The following is a 15444-nucleotide window of genomic DNA, read 5'->3' on the forward strand; positions in this document are numbered from 1 at the left end:
CCAACGGCTCAAACCGTGGTGCTCTTCCTTAACCTCGTGGGGCCACCGTGAAGCCACTCAGCGCAGCCGCTACCGCGCGAACTGCATTGTGTAGCGCGACCTCATCGCCAGCGGCGATCAGGTCGAGGGCGCGCTGTACGTCGAGGCCAGCAGCGGTTATGCGTGCGGCGGTTTCGCCGTCGATGGTCCGGATCGATAGCACCGGTCCCCTAGCGTCCGCGGTGGCTGGGTAGATCAGTCCCGCGCGCCGCGACGCTACGTCGGTGCCGTGCACGTAGGCGTACAGGAAGAGCTGGTATACGTCGCCGGACGCGAGTTTCCTGTCGGCATAGAGCTTGTATTTGACGTCCACCGGGACGCGTTGGTTCGCATTCGGATCTTCGATCAGCAGGTCCGGCCGGATCTCGTTGTAGGTGCGGCCGCTCTCGTCGTCACGGATGACTGCGCGGACCCGCCGCTGCGCGGAGACTGCCAACCCGGTGCAACGCAGGGCATCCCGCACAAGGCGGGTGACAAACCGCTCGAAGAGCACGTTCATGTCAAGCATAAAAGCGGCGACAGCGGCACCTGAGGTGTCGTACAGGTCCTCGAAAGCCAGGCCGCTCAAAATGAGTTTCGACAGTTCGTGCGCGCCGCGGTAGCGGTCGTTACGTCTGCCATAAGAGAGGTTGCGCTCGTACCAGGTCGCGTCTGTGGTTGGCGGATCGCAGATTTCACCGATGGTCCCCGCCTGCCGCAGCGCGGCGGCGCGCACCTCCACATCACGCACACGCCGACAGGCGACACGCAGCGCCGCCGCGATCAGTTGGTTTTCGGGGATATCGGCGTCGTACTCGTCGAACGAGCACTCCAGCGGCTGCAGCTGCCCGAACCGGCGTAGATATTGATCTCGCAGGCGCACCCGCCCGCGCAGCACGCCAAGGTTGTCGTCAACGGGGCGGTAGTCGCGCAGCAGGCCATCGCGGATCAGCCACTTAGATTCCTCGGCCAGAAATAGGGTGATGATATCGAGGAGATCGGTGCTGTGAGAGGCAAGCGTCCGAGCGGTGGGTAGGCGGGCGATCAACTCCACTCCTGCGGAGTGCTGAAGCATTCGCAGGACTCCCAGGGATCCGCCGACCAGCTTGGGCACCACGTGGATCTCCACGTTGGATAGGCGGATGACACCAACCCACGACGAGGCGCTCACCTCGATTTCGCCTGTGCGGAGCCAGCGAATCGCAATCTTCGGGGCGAGCTTGTTGCTGGCCAGCTGCTCGGCTAGCCGCAGGTCGGCTGGGGCGGGCGCCGCGACTGGCACGCGCCGAGACTGGTATTCGTTAACTAGGATCCGCGTAGTCACTTCTAACCTGCGGCGTGCGCGTTGAACTGGTTGGCCAGTTCTGCGCACAGTGCCTCGGGGTCATCCACAATCGAGGACGGCCGCTCGGCACCGGTGTCGATCACCCCGCCGAGCAGACCGTTGAGCTCCTTGTAGTCCTCGTAGAGGTACTCCTGTAACAGCGGCAGCAGCTCGTAGCGGAACACGGCAGCGAAAGCCTCGGCGCTGTCAATGGGCTGGTTGTCACTGGTCAAAAACATGGCGTGACCGACTTGTTTTTCCCTGCCGACGCGTTCGCGCACACACTCATTTAGGTTGATGAGGAACAGGTCGAGCGCCAATGCGCCCACGGTTGCGCCGGTAAGCACTCCGGCGTCGGGGAGCAGCTCGACGAATGAAAACCGGCGCCGCAGCGCGGTGTCGAGCAGGTGAATGCTGCGATCAGCGGTGTTCATCGTTGCGACGATGAGAACGTTTGGTGGCACGGCAAATTCGTCGCCGCTTTGCGGAAGCCGCACAGACAGGCCGCGCTTGTCACGTTCGATCAGCGTGATTAACTCGCCGAATATTTTCGGGATGTTGCCGCGATTGATCTCATCGATCAGCACAATGTAGTACTGGTCTCGGTCAGCACCCGCCGCCGTACAGACCTGCTTGAAAACTCCATCGCTAAGAGACAATTCGAGCGTGCCAGCAGCCGACTGCACCGGGCGGTAGCCCTCAATGAAGTCCTCGTAGGTATATGACGGATGAAAAGTGATTCGGGTCAAGAGCTGGATGCTGGGTTCGACAACCGACGCCACGTTGGGGTCTCGCGCGGCCAGCAGTTTGACAATCCGGTCCGCTTCGACTGGCGTCAGCTTGAACAGCGTGCCACGGCAACGGATCCGGGCTGGCTCGCTGCCCGCCAGCACCGGGTCGCCGCGCAGCTCGTCGTAGGTTAGTCCATCGCGCACAGGTGTGACCGGCTCGAGGGTGAACGCGGCCTCCGGCCGCTTCTCATCGTACTCGGAAGCCATTCGCGCCAGGGCAGCAATGCGTTTGGTGGGAGCCGATTCATAGCCGATGACAAGATCGCCAGCGCGAATCTGGGGGTAGTTTCGCTGCACGTTGCCAAACTCGAACTCAACCGAGCCATCCTGGAACAGGCGGTTCCATTGCCAGTGAGCCGGATTAGCGACCACGAACCAGACCTGACGCGACGCTGAACGAGCCGAACTGACCTGTGCTTCGCGTTTGAGGAAGCGGGCGTGGTCAGAGAGCAGGTCAGCGGCGCCCATGCTGACGCTGCCACCGTCGAGCAACCACACTGCGAGTCGCCGAGCGGTATGGGTCTTGCCGGTTCCTGGCGGGCCATAGAGGATGACCTGTCCGCGCCGCGTCAGCGCCTCTTCGATTCTTCGGTAGAGCGGATCGACATCGACCGGCTGTGAAGGTGTTGCGCCACCTAGGATCCGGCGATAGAGAGAGGCTGACACGTCCGACACCGTGGTGGTTCGCCAAGCTCGCACCGGCTCGATCATTCTGGCGAGCGACGTGTCCCAGTCCACGCCGACAGTGTGCTTATCGTGCCCTCGTTCGGGGCGCCAAACATAGCCGGTATCGGTGACAGTGCCGACCGCCAGTACCTCGTCCACACCGCGGTTGGCGATCACTTTGTCGCCGGTCTGCAACTCGGTGAGCTTCCACAGCTGCTCTGACTGCTGCATCACCTTCGCCTCGCCAGCGGGGTAGTGTTCGCGAAACGCAGCGCGAAATGCCTGGTTGTTTTCGAAGCGGCTCAGGTCCCCGACCTGGTCCCAGCCCACGGCGACGTAGCCCTCGGAAAGGCAATCGGCCCAGGCGCTTTCGGCGGGAGCTACCTGGACCACTCCGACCAGCGGGTCGGACCAGTGATAAAGGAAACTCATCAACTCGTGCGTGTCGATTTGGGCCAGTTCTGGAACTTGGCGCAGGGCGGCCAGTAGCTGCCGGTTCGCACGTATTGCCGACAAGCCAGCGGTGGCCTGGCCCACCGAGCGCAAGAAGTGGTCCAGGTGGGCCTTCGAAAGCACCGGCAGAAGGTCACGCGGAAAGTAAAGATAGAGCAATTTGCCGCGGAGCATGGCGGCACTTGTCAGGGCTTGTACTTGATCCGTTTCATCAAACAGCCCACGGTCGGCCAGCGCCAACATCTCAACACACCCGGATCGGATCGCCTCCCATGCCTGCTCGACCGACCCATACTGACGCGGGTAGTACCAACTGCCGTCGGGTCTGCGGTAAATCAAGTGTTTCTTGGCGGTACCGCCGCCCATGCTGGCCACCGGCCGGGTTTTGTATTCCAGCCACCAACTAACCGTGCCCTCGACGCCCTGGCCGAGCGCGTACTGCTCGAGCGGTAGCTCGCCCCAGCCGTCCAGGGGAAATTGGGCCACGAACTGATTTCGCAATTCGCCGGCCTCGGCGGCAGCTCTGCTGGCGTGGGCCTGGTCCCAGCTCGCCAGCGCTGATTGGATGGTTTCGCGCAACGATTCGTCGGTCATAGGCGGGACGTCCTCCTGTGATCTCGTTGGGCAGCTTCGCACGTATGCGCGTCCGGAGTCGAGTACCTCCTGTATATGCAAAGTGCGGTTTTCAGTATCGAGAGGCGACCCGCGCGTTGACGGCCGTATCTTTTCCGCATGGCCGCCACTGACACTGTCAGCCCCCGCTCTTATGCATTGTTGACCCACACGCATCTCCGGCGACTGCTCGAAATCGCTAATCGGGACCTAGAGAAGTTTTTCGACCGCAACCCGCACCTCCATATCTACCGCACCCGCGTGCTACTCACCGGCCTATGTCAGGGGGCGGCTCTCCACTACCTGGACCAGAACAACGGTGTCAAAGACCTCGATATCTACACCTTCTTCGCGGCGCACCCGGACGTACGCCTCCAGCGGCGCCGCGGCACGCAGGCCGACTTCGGTCACTCGGAACTGGGTCGACATCCTGCGGACGTCGGGTACGTCGGCCGTCGAGTCGACATGTTCGTCAAGACAATTGAGTGTGGGAGTGCGCAGCGGCCCGAGGAAGCTGTCCGGGAGTACCTGCGCTCATCTCGCACGGCCACTGCTCGGTATCTGACCGCCAAAGCCGTGATTGGCCTGTCCCCGCCGGATTTATTCGGGGCGACGATCTGGCCGGTCGCGGAATGACTCAACCTAGGCGGACGGAGTCGACTGTCATCGTCTGATCGCCGCTCGCGTCAGCGAGCCAGCGGCCCAGCCCGCGCATCTGGCGATGTCTGCCAACGTTAAGGCTGCGCTTTTGTGCAACTTGCGCGGACGTCGGCCCTAGTGAGCAGCGCGAAATGGCGGTCACCGCGAACGGGACGTGCTCGTGCTTTCTCCCGGGTTGAAGGTGACCGGCAGCTTGCCCAGCCCGGTCATGCTCGGGTTGCCGAGGTATTGGTGGACGTTTTCGACGTCGACCTGGTAGTCGGGGATGCGGTCGAGCACCGCCTTGACCATCACCTCGGACATCAGGCGCGCCAGGTGCGAGCCGATGCAGCGATGCGGTCCGAGCCCAAAGGCGAGGTGGCGGTTGGGCGTTCGGGCGAGGATGATTTCGTCGGGTCGGTCGAATTCCTGCTCGTCGTGGTTGGCGGAGAGCCAGCTGATGATGACTTTGTCGTTCTTGCGAAGGTGTTGGCCGTTGAGCTCGACGTCTTTCGTGACGGTGCGGCTCAGGGTTTGGTTGACCGAGAAGTAGCGCAGGAATTCGTCGGTGGCGGTGCGGTAGAGCTCGGGGTGGTCGATGAGTTGTTGGCGCAGCTGCGGGTGGGTGCCGAGGTGCAGCAGGGTCAGCGCGGTCTGTGAGGTGGTGGTGTCGACGCCGCCGCCGATGAGGTTCCAGAGGATATTGAGCAGCTCTTCGTCGGTGAGGCGCTGGCCGTCGAATTCGAACTGGATGAGGAAGCTCGTGAGGTCGTCCTCCGGTTTGGCCCGTCTGGCGGCTGCGTACTCGAGGACGCTTTGCATCATTTCTGGGACTTTGGCGATGGCTTCGAGGTACTCGGGGCTGTCCTGCGGGACGGCCATGACGGAGTGGAAGAGGTTGGCGTAGAGGTGCCAGTTGTCGAGGGGAAGGCCCATCAGCTTCATAGTGAGGATCGCGGGGACGGGGCTGGCGTAGTCGAGCACGAGATCCATGTGTCCGTCGGTGATTTTCCGGTCGAGTAACTCGTGGGCTTTCTGTTCCATGAACGGCTTGAGTTTTTTGACGGCGCCCGGCGACAAGAACGGGGCCAGCGCGTGCCGTAGGGCCAGGTGGTATTCGCCGTCGACCTCGCCGATGCCCAGGGCCGGTTGGCCGTCCGGCCGCGGGACGCCCATCTCGCCCTGGTAGTCGACGCCGTCTTCGGCGTTGGGCTCGTATTTGTGGGCGAAGGTGTCGCCGTCTCTTGCCGCTCGGCTTACCGCGTCGTAGCTGCTGAGGAACCAGAACCCGCCGTAGTTCTCGTTCCAGGCGATGGGGCATTTCTGTCTCAGGTCGGTGTTGATGGCCAGCTCGTTGAGGTTGAATTCGTCGGAGTGGTGGTCGAAGTCGACGATGGCGTCGTCGGTGACGTCGGGACGGGTTGTCATCTGGAAGTCCTCCACCGGGACGCGAGTTTCGGCTATCTACACTATCTTTGCATTATTACGCTCACGGGTTCCGTCGAGAAAGGCCGCGATGAGTAGTCACCAGACGACCTTCAACCACGTCGGATTGTGTGTCTCCGATCGCGAGCGGTCGCGGCGGTTCTACGAGTACGTGCTCGGGTTTCAGTTCTGGTGGGAGCTTGATCCGCCCGACGGCCCCACCGCCCAGCTAGTGCAGCTTCCCGAGCCGCTCGGGGTACACGCGACCTACTTGGTGCGCGACGGGTTTGTGCTCGAACTCATGGACTACTCGAAGCGTCAGGTTCACGCCGGGTCGGAACGCGTCATGGATCAGATTGGGCTGACACACATCTCATTCTCGGTGTCCGATCTTGAGTGTGCGTTGGAGAAGGTCGAGGAGTTCGGGGGAGCGGTCGTCAAGGAGACGGTGACGGAGGCGATGGCGATGATCCGCGATCCGGATGGGCAACTGCTGGAGCTGCTTTCGGACGGGTGGCTGACGGCGCTGCCGCCTCGGCCTTAGGGCCGGTCAGCTTGGTGACCCAGCGACGAGGTCGACGCCGCTGGCTGTTCAGCGGATGGTCGCATCGGCTGCCAGTGGCCCTCAGGTTGCGCGAGGCGGTCGGCGATCACGTAAAGGGTTTCGAGGTTGTGTCCGTATCCGCAGTGACTGCTATGGACTTCAATGTTTTCGGTGCGCGCCGCGGGCAAACTGGTGCAGCACTGCCAGGCCACGATCCCGTCGGACTTGCTGTAGATGCAGGTGGTCGGCACCGTCAACGGCTGCTCGCGCCTGATGCGGGCGGCCTCCTGTAACACCGCGGTGGCGTTCGGGCCCCGGTTGAGCAGCCGCCATAGGCCCGAGGCGTGGGTGGCCTGGTGGTCGCCGCGGAACGGGGAGCCCAAAGTGATCACCGACCGCACATCATCGGGGAATGCGCGCGCCAACTCGCGGGCATAGATGCCGCCGGCGCTCCAGCCGATGACGCTGACCCGCCGTCCGTGGCGCGATCGGAGTTGGCGAAGACGCGCCGGCAGCTGCTCGTTCATGCTGGGCCGGTACCCGAGGTTGACGCCGAGGCGCCAGTCGTGGGCGTGATATCCGAGCTGGCGCAGCACGCTGCGCAGGAACTGCGTTGATCGAGCACCGGCCAGAAACCCGGGAATCACCAGCACAGGGTGCCCGTCGCCGTGCGGCCAACGGGCAATCACGTCACGGGAAAGCTGCGCCGCCAGGTATTCGGGAATGGCCCGCAGTTCTCCCGCGCGCAGCCAGTTGCCTGGCGCGGTCGCGCCAATGGCATCGGGCACGCCATCGGCTTCGGCGCTGGCCACTCGATCAGACACAGAGGGCATGGGTGTCTCCTTACTGCATGCGCTTGCTGGCGCGTCACGACCAGCATCCCACTGACAATCTGGATCGTCATCAAACTCGATGACGTCACCTCCCCGGTGCAGCCCAACACCAACATGATTCTCAGCTGAGACAGACCAGCGCTCGCGCACCGGGTTGAGTGCCGGTACGCACCAGCCGAGCTCTCCGGTGCTTGGCGTCGTGGTCGCCGCAGCGCGACCAATCAGTTTGAGCGGCACATTCAACCCGAGCTCCTAATCCGCGTGGCCCGGCGACCGGGCCTGAGCCGCTTCAGCGGCGCGGGGTTGCGACCTTTACGACGTGACACGGCGCGGCTTGCCATCATGGGCGGCATGGCCGAGCTTGATCGCGACGAATCGGGTCGACCCCGAAGTGCCCGCCCACGTGATGCTTTGTGCCGGCCGCTGCCCTACGGCAGTGCGGGCGTTGCCCGGATCCCCTCGAGCTGGCACCGGCCGAGATCCTTGCCTATGCCCAGGATCTGCTGGACCAGGGCCTGGCATTCGGGGCGCACGAGGTGCTCGAGGCGGCCTGGAAGAACGGTCCCGACGACGAACGGATGCTGTGGCAGGGACTAGCGCAGCTCGGGGTTGGCATCACTCACGTCCAGCGCGACAACGTCCAGGGGGCGACGAGCCTGTTGCGCAGCGCATCAGCCCGCCTTTCCTCCGCCGAGCGCCCGGGACGCCACGGGATCGACGTCGCCGTTTTGGTGCACTTTTCCGATGCGCTGATCGACGACGTCGCGGCGGGTGTCGCGATCACACCGCAGCGGCTGCGACCACGGTCGGTGCTCGTCGAATCTGGTGGCGGGTAGCGGGTGATGGAGCCTGGACAGCGCCGAAGGATGCGGAATGACGCCGGTCCCGTCATGCTCAACCATGTCGGATTGTGTGCCTCCGATCGCGAGCGGTCGCGGCGGTTCTACGAGAGAATGCTTGGTTTCAGGTCTGGTGGGAGCTTGATCCGCCCGACGGCGCCACCGCACAGTTCGTGCAGCTTCCCGAGCCACTCGGGGTGCACGCGATGTACTTCGCGCGCGACGGGGTTGTGCACGAGCTCGTGGAATACTCGAAGCGTCAAGTCCGCACGGGGTCGGAACGCGTCATGGATCAGACTGAGCTGACGCACATTTGGTTCTCGGTGTCCGATCTCGACTGCGCGTTGGAGAAGGTCGAGGAATTCGGGGGAGCGGCGGTCGACGGGACGGTGACCCAGGCGATGGCGATCATCCGCGATCCGGACAGGCAGCCGCTAGAGCTGCTGTCGGACAGCTGGCTTTCGGCGGTGCCGGCGCCGCCCTCGGGGTCTGCGCCGGAGGCATCTTTGCTGCCTCCACGCCATAAGGGCGCGCGTCCGGTCCGCTCGCCGGCTGGTTGATAGTGAACCGCGTGCTCGATGCTGTACTGCAGATAAACGACAAAGACGCCGAGCCGGCGCGCGGGGAGGATTTCCACGAGGGATCGACGAGCAAGTCCACGGCGGTCGGATGCGACTCCCGTTGCTCGCCACGACGGGAAGACAATCTAACCTGACGCCGGGATGCACCGACGGCCCGGATGCTGTCACATACCCGTATTGACAGGGTCTCCAACGACCTTCGTGCGCTGGAGAAATCGTGGTTGTGCCCAACATCTGTCGGCTGGTTGGGCTATCTTCGCCCCCGTGGGGAAACGAAACAGGCCCAGGAAGGGCCAAGATGCTGGAATGAATTCGGATCTCAAGCGCTGCAGACGGGCGCTTAGATTCCTGAACTTGGTCGACTCGAGGCTCGACGAGGCGGACTGGGGCCAGCAGGTCAGCAGATATGTCGGCGAAGACGACGTAGATGAGTGGTTCGGTGGCATGTCCAGCTTCGATGAGGCCTACGATTTCAGCTACAGCTCATTTGAGCGAGCGCTGCACTTCTCGGTTGGGTGGAGGTCGTGGCCGTTCGCTACTGAATGTGAGTGGATGCTGCCGCGGCTACGCGATGCGATCACACGCTCCCGCCATGAGGAGCCGTTCTTAGTTGAGATAGGGGCAGGAGCCGGTGCCGCGGCCGCCGTCATCTCGGCGGCTCTCAAAGTTCCGGTGATCGCCGTCGATTCTCACCCGAAGACGCTTGGGCTTGCCGAACAGTTCGCCGGTCGCACCGGGGGAGCCGTCGATTCCCGTGTGGCCGATATTGGCGATCTCGCAGACGTGTTAGACGGTGCGGTACCGGCAGCGGTGTTTGGGATGACTATCTACAAACATATGCAGCCACCCAGACACAGCGAGGACTCCTTCAGCGACTGGGCGAAGATGCAAAAAGTCCTTGCGACCCATCGTGTTGACCCCGAACTCCAACGCTTCATCGCGGCGCTTGAAGGTGCTGACCTCGTACTCTCCGAGATGACTCCTCCCGAATACCTGGCGGAGGTCGCCGCCGGGCTGTTCTCCTTCGGCTACGACATCCCCCGGGGCGGGATCAAACGCATTGATGGAGAGACTCCTGCAGAAACTACTACTTCCTTCGGAATACATTTCAGCACTGCCGATCTGCCCAAACGTAACCCGAATCTCTTGATCGAAATGTTCAGTCCGTTGCCACAAGCGTGCGCCTACTTTGAGAGCGACCCTGACAATGATTCTGCTGCTGAGGCGCTCCGGCTCAGCCTCGAGCCCACTGAACTGCTGGATGCGGTAGAAATCGATTACACAGATGGCTCGGGACGTATGCGTCGTGAGGTATTTGGGTTCGGAGATCGCTTGATTGGCCAATACTTTTCTACGACAAAGGGTTACCGCAAACTGCGCATCTTCGAGAGGAAGGATTTGGAGGCTGGGCTCGAGAAGCTGCACGCCGACGAAGCCGAACTCGTGGAGCTCGGCAAGGCCAGCGTCTACCCGTGCAGTCTCCCTGCGCCCCTTTGGGGTAGCCCGATCGACACCTACGGCGGTGTCGGCTCTCTCTGATGAAATCGGGCACATCGGTTCCTGGCCCGGACCTTGTCCTTCCGCGATTGACCCACAACTGCGCGCCAACTTGGTCATGAAGCTCAACTCGACAGTAGCCGGCCACATTTCAGTTTCGTGGGAGTTGACTCTTAAGGTGACCCCGCCTCGTCCCTAGGCGAGTTGCCACTCTTACCCATGAGCCAGGATTGAGATGAGCGACTCACGTACGCCAGCAATGAGGCGTTCAAAACCGCCGCGGGCCGATAAACCTCCGACATGCATCTCGACACCTTTTACGGTCATATCGCCGACTCGGATCCGGTCAAACGCCCGCAACGTTCCTATGGGTACATCGTCGGATTTCTGCTCTGCCGGATAGAGCAAAATCATGTCATGGGTTCCAGCTGCGCGGAGGAAAGCGAGAGACTCGTATAGGTCGGCATTTCCTACCATCGGTTTTCGCTCGAATCGTATTCTATATTTGGCGTCCATGAGGAAGTCAGCCTCTTCGCCCCGCAGCACTGAAATGTCTGGGTGGGTGACTACATCGGTTGTCTCTCGTTGGCCGAGTACAAACGGGTGTTGAGTGAGCACGCGTCGCCCGGGTAAGGCCCTTCGGACGACCTCTTCGCATAAGTACTGCCAGGCTTCCCAGGTCGATAAGACAAACCCGGGTCCGGTAAACTCCCCAGCGCGCAAGTCGAGTCCCATACCTTCTAGCACAAGTTGTGACAATGCATACGTCTGCCGCCAAGCCTGGTGCCTTTGTGGCAATGGCGAGTAGTAGCGAGGTGGCCGAGCCTGATTGCCCAGCTGCCGAGAAAGTCGACGGAGCTGTGCCTGCACGTCCCCTTCGCCCACTTCTGGGATCAGCGCGTTTGCCGCTCCCCGTAAGACAGCGTTGTAAGCGTTCCGAGAAGTGAGTTCGAGACGCTCGAGCCGGAACCCGCCTGGCTCGGGAAGTATGACGGTCTCCCAGTCGACATCGCCATCAACCGCGAACTCGGCATGAGTCATTCGACGGTAGCCGCGAATCGGACGACGTTCGTTCTGCCGGTGCATCCGCAGGAGTGCTTGCGCGACGAGCGTTGCGAGGTCGCCGCGATCTTGAAGTCCGGCCGAGATCGCGTCAGCTACTAGGAGGTGCCCGGTCGTGACTAAAATTGCGAGGAGAAAAAAGTCGGCACGCCAGTCGTCGGTGCGTGGGTCGAGGAACTTCGGAACGACTTCCAATTCGACCCGGTTGTTCAGCCGTAGTAGCCCTGCGATTCGATCTACACGCACAGTACCTGTGCCGATTACCGTGATCGGATCGGTTCGGTAGCCAAGCGTTGCTCTTAGCCGTGCGTTAAGGACTGCGATTTGGGCATAGATCTCTTCGGTGCGAACGCCGCTGCTTTCCGCGAGTTGCCGTAGTGTGTTCGGTGCGTCATGGGCCTCGTGTAGCACCACCCGCGAATTGCTGGCCATTAGCTATCGACAATGAGAAATAGTAATCGATACAGCTGCTCCCCATCGAGTCGATTCGGGCCAACGATCCGACTTACAGACTGCCCCGCAAATACCGACTCTTCCACGCTATAAGGGCTTGCCACGTCTTCGGCGCGCAAAATATCAATCATGGCGCGGGTATCGCCAAAAAAGACCTCATCCAGGTGTCCCCGGATCGTCGCCCATGCCTCCAGGGCGTACTCCTTCGCTGCGGCCATACTGCTCTGGGATGCAGCGCGGTGCATGAGTGCGCCATGTCCAAGTTGGTAGGCTCCTCCACGAGCAAGCAATATCGCTTTGTTGAGGACTTCCCAGCCTTGAACCAATGCCTCGTATACGTCGAGGCTATTTTCTGGTTTATCCTTGAGCGCGGCCTGGCTGCCCGGCAACCCTAGGTGGGCCCGCAGCACAGTTGGTTGTGGTTCGAGACGATAAGGTGCGAACCTGCGAAGAAATGCCACGTCAAGAGGCTCAACACTGGTGTCTGCCTCATTCATGGCCGCCAGAACATACACGTCGGCTGGCAAGGCAAACAGTTCTGAAGTGCCCTCGTCTCCCAAGAGCTCGAACTGCTGGGTGGTCGGCACCGGTTCCCCTTCGAGCCCGAGTCGCTTGTCGGCGTCGAGGCCAACAAGTGCGCTACCGAACGCCGCCACTGCGGGCCCACGGTTTATCTCGTCAACAATTACGAGGGCAGCGTTTCCGTCCTCTATTGCATGTAAGGAAGCCCGATACAACGTTCCTTTCGTGACTTGGAATACTCCAGGGGCATCCACTTTGGGAACGAGGCCGCGCATGAAGTCCCGATACTTTGTGTTCTGATCGAATACGGTCGGGAAAGACTTCCGATCTTCAGTGCGATGAGGACTCGGGAACCAATCAGGGACTGGTCCAGCTTCCGCCGGGATGGGTATAGCACCGTGAGGGTCGGCTCCCGTCTTCCCGGACTGCCACTCGAACAAATCGCGCACCTGATTGATAAGGCGCGATTTTCCCGTTCCCGGTGGCCCAGAAACTATCACGTTCTTTCGTGTCGCGAGCAATTTGAGCACAGCACGCGCGTCAACGTCAATTTCGAAGTCATCCGCCATAGCAGTACTGATTACCGTCGACAAAATCTATGTAACCCTGAATCGGCACTTTATTTCGCACACGATTCGCGTTTGTTTCATCGGTACCGGCGATACACCTGAGCATCGCATCTCGGACGCCTGGCGCCCAAAGGCGTGGATGCCGCAATTGATCCTCGTACGCGTAGGCGCAGGTTATATCGCCGTCGCTCCACTTGATGAACAGCACAAAGACGCGACCTTTGTCTTCGTCTGGTAGTCGGCCACCCAGAGCCGGACTGGCGTGTATGCGGGCAACACGATCTTCGTTTGGACGGGCATTAGTGGGTGGCCAGTACTCCAGCCTCGCTTCGCCGAGCGTTCCCTGCTCCGTCTTGTACGTAATTGTTGCAACCCGAATCTCTTTGCCCCCCTTGCCGATGGCTGGCTCGGTGAAGATCCGGTTCATGACCTGACGAAAGTCTCGCCACGGCAAGCGTAGGTCCCGCGCACCGCCACCCGTAGCTGAATCGTTTGCCTCCGCCAACAGTTTCCGCATGTCACCTGGCAGGATCTGTTTGTACACGAGAAGAACTGGTTGCGACTTCGGCCGGCTATTCATGTTGCCCGTCCTTCTAGACGAATTCGGCGGGGATGTACGGAATCGCACCTTCCCGCATAGCCTTTTCTACACGACAGCGTGCCGCACGCGCCTCTTCTGAACCATCCTGCGACATCGCAAGCAGCACGGAGTCCCGTGTAATGGTCGACTGCGCCTCCCCGGGCAGCGCTGGCTGTCCACGGTCCAGGAGAGGAAAATCGTCCAACATCAGCCGCATCTGCTCGGGCCCGATTCCCCATGCGACGGCCACACAGGCGTCGATTCGAGCACGCCATTCGCCGATCTGCCTCAAGTCTGCGCTCAGAGACCCTTCCGACGCGGTAAGAAGTCTTGCAAGCTTGACAAGTTCTCTCCCAATGCTCGAATGGACGTCGATTGGCGGAAGCGGCAAGCTCGAGAGTACGAAGAAGTTGACACTTGTCGTGATTAGTCGTCGTAGCATCCAGTCCGCGGCGAACGAATTTGCCACGGCTAAGAATAGATCCTCCACCTCGGGCCCGCGAGACCCGAATGCTAGTGTGGGAACTTTATTGCCACACACAACACCGGCCGGAATGCGCGCAGCCAGCAAACTGCGTTCATTCGTCTGTCCGGTAATATCACAGAATCCGATGCGGGACTTTTCAATCCGATTCAAGATGTTACCGCGAACATCGCTCAATTTGATGAACCACTGGGGAACCAATTCGGCATTTTCGAGAGCTTGAGGCTGCCATATGGCGGCACGGCCTTCTCCACGCTGATAGCTTTTGGCACGACTTCGAAACTGAGCGATGTGCCGACCCTCGATAACGGCCACGGAACCCTCGACGCGCTGACGATGAAAGCGATTCCGATCGTTGGTCATGTCGACTTCCCGGCTGTACGTCGGATTCCATGGCCCATTGGGGTCACCGATCCGGAGACCAATGCGTGAGAGGTGCGCAAACAAACGCCATTCCTCTGCCGTCCGTACCTCAGGCACGGTGAGGTCGGTACGAATCTCGCAGAGTTCTTTTCGATCTATACGGACCGGTATTTTCGGTAGGACGCCGGCACGGTCCGCAACTTTTAGGCTGATTGGCTGCTTAGTTCCTTGCCCGACGCGGCTTATCGCTGCCAGGAACTTAAAACGGGTGTCGATCGCGAAGTGCCTGCGGCGGTTCTCGATGACTGAAATGTGAAGATCGCGTGACAGTGAATCCAGCTCTTTGCGGAGCGTGTTTGTGCCTTGTGCCCGGATTAGGCCGGCCGGCACGAGCATAGCTAGTATCCCGTTGTCGGCGGCTAGGCCCAGTCCCAACTCGAGGAACAGCTTGTATAAGTCATGTTCACCGGATCCTTGGAGGCGGGTCCCGGCGACAATTTGCTCAAGGTACTTCAGCAATTCGGCTCTCGGCGCAGTGACATCCACGTTCGTCTGGTGACTTTGGCCATAATGCCGGACTACGCCAGAACTCGCTGCGACCTCATGCCGTGAAGTCTTCAGACGTTCCCACGGCGGGTTCCCGATGACCAGCGCGAAGCCATGAGGCGCAATCTCTTGCCATACCTCGCGGCTGCGTAGGCTGTCCAGGCAGAAGAGCCTATCTCGAAATCCTGACGCGACGGCAAGATCCGAACTGAGGCTCGCGACGCTCAGTAACGCTCCCCTCAACGCTTGCTTAGACAGGTCCATTCCACAGAGCCGTTCGCGGATCACTTGGTCACGTTCTGCTCCTTCTGGCACAACCAGGGCAGCAGCCGCTAATAACATCCCTGCCCCACAAGCCGGGTCCACCCACAATCCGTCGACAGCCACCCGGCGTACGCTTTCGCCTGCGAGGTATTCAGCTAACCGCCAGTCGGTGTGATACGCACCAGTCGTGCGCTTTTTGGCTGCGGTCATTTCTTCTCTGCTCAGGGCGGCCAACGCAAGCGAGACCGGGATTTCGGTCTCTGCAATACTTGCCAAGATTTTGTCTGCCCATGGCATCGGGTCGGACTTGAGGGGGGACGGGAGGGCCCCAGTCAGATCCCAATACGATCCTAAGTGCCAGCCAGCATGAACTGATGCC

The 15444-nt window shown here is 61.1% G+C and carries 11 protein-coding genes and 2 pseudogenes; 5 read left to right on the forward strand and 8 right to left on the reverse strand.

The window, feature by feature from the left end:
• Positions 1–28: 28 nt before the first annotated feature.
• Together A5712_RS23740 and A5712_RS31500 are read right to left on the reverse strand one after the other, a co-directional pair.
• Positions 29–1300: an McrC family protein gene (locus A5712_RS23740; protein WP_197519482.1), complete on the reverse strand. Its 1272-nt coding sequence runs from the start codon at positions 1298–1300 to the stop codon at positions 29–31.
• Positions 1301–1344: 44 nt separating this feature from the next.
• Entirely contained in the window at positions 1345–3846 is a 2502-nt protein-coding gene (locus A5712_RS31500; RefSeq protein ID WP_068110714.1) for an AAA family ATPase, read from the reverse strand.
• Between the two features lie 138 nt (positions 3847–3984).
• Between A5712_RS31500 and A5712_RS23750 the strand changes: the two genes are divergently transcribed.
• Entirely contained in the window at positions 3985–4500 is a 516-nt protein-coding gene (locus tag A5712_RS23750; RefSeq protein ID WP_068110726.1) for a hypothetical protein, read from the forward strand.
• A gap of 162 nt (positions 4501–4662) precedes the next feature.
• Here A5712_RS23750 and A5712_RS23755 read toward each other — a convergent pair whose 3' ends face one another.
• Positions 4663–5931: a cytochrome P450 gene (locus tag A5712_RS23755; RefSeq protein WP_068110836.1), complete on the reverse strand. Its 1269-nt coding sequence runs from the start codon at positions 5929–5931 to the stop codon at positions 4663–4665.
• 88 nt (positions 5932–6019) lie between these two features.
• On the opposite strand from A5712_RS23755, the gene A5712_RS23760 reads away from it, so the two are divergent.
• The gene (locus tag A5712_RS23760) at positions 6020–6472 is read left to right on the forward strand and encodes a VOC family protein (RefSeq protein ID WP_068110736.1); all 453 of its coding nucleotides are present in this window, start codon (positions 6020–6022) and stop codon (positions 6470–6472) included.
• Here A5712_RS23760 and A5712_RS23765 read toward each other — a convergent pair.
• Complete coding sequence (locus tag A5712_RS23765) at positions 6469–7542, reverse strand: triacylglycerol lipase (protein WP_231982219.1); 1074 nt, start codon at positions 7540–7542, stop codon at positions 6469–6471. The two genes, A5712_RS23760 and A5712_RS23765, sit on opposite strands and share 4 nt — an antisense overlap.
• 114 nt (positions 7543–7656) lie before the next feature.
• Between A5712_RS23765 and A5712_RS23770 the strand changes: the two are divergent.
• From A5712_RS23770 to A5712_RS23780, 3 genes and pseudogenes are all read left to right on the forward strand, one after another.
• Positions 7657–8141: pseudogene (locus A5712_RS23770) on the forward strand (DUF309 domain-containing protein).
• Positions 8142–8195: 54 nt separating this feature from the next.
• A pseudogene (locus A5712_RS23775) lies at positions 8196–8626 on the forward strand (VOC family protein); the annotation flags it as partial.
• A gap of 405 nt (positions 8627–9031) precedes the next feature.
• A complete protein-coding gene (locus A5712_RS23780; protein WP_068110744.1) occupies positions 9032–10264 on the forward strand; it encodes a hypothetical protein in 1233 nt (410 codons plus the stop codon).
• 171 nt (positions 10265–10435) lie between these two features.
• Here A5712_RS23780 and A5712_RS30450 read toward each other — a convergent pair whose 3' ends face one another.
• From A5712_RS30450 to A5712_RS31035, 4 genes are all read right to left on the reverse strand, one after another.
• Positions 10436–11716 (reverse strand): hypothetical protein, encoded by a 1281-nt coding sequence (locus A5712_RS30450; RefSeq protein WP_082973627.1) that lies wholly within the window; start codon positions 11714–11716, stop codon positions 10436–10438.
• Entirely contained in the window at positions 11716–12828 is a 1113-nt protein-coding gene (locus A5712_RS30455) for an AAA family ATPase (RefSeq protein WP_082973628.1), read from the reverse strand. The genes A5712_RS30450 and A5712_RS30455 overlap by 1 nt, the downstream gene beginning before the upstream one ends.
• Complete coding sequence (locus A5712_RS31030) at positions 12818–13255, reverse strand: hypothetical protein (protein WP_156766742.1); 438 nt, start codon at positions 13253–13255, stop codon at positions 12818–12820. Before A5712_RS31030 ends, A5712_RS30455 begins: the two co-directional genes overlap by 11 nt.
• A gap of 166 nt (positions 13256–13421) precedes the next feature.
• The gene (locus A5712_RS31035) at positions 13422–15275 is read right to left on the reverse strand and encodes a restriction endonuclease (protein WP_156766743.1); all 1854 of its coding nucleotides are present in this window, start codon (positions 15273–15275) and stop codon (positions 13422–13424) included.
• Positions 15276–15444: the final 169 nt, after the last annotated feature.

It is taken from the genome of Mycobacterium sp. E2327, assembly GCF_001672675.1.
GTDB lineage: Bacteria > Actinomycetota > Actinomycetes > Mycobacteriales > Mycobacteriaceae > Mycobacterium.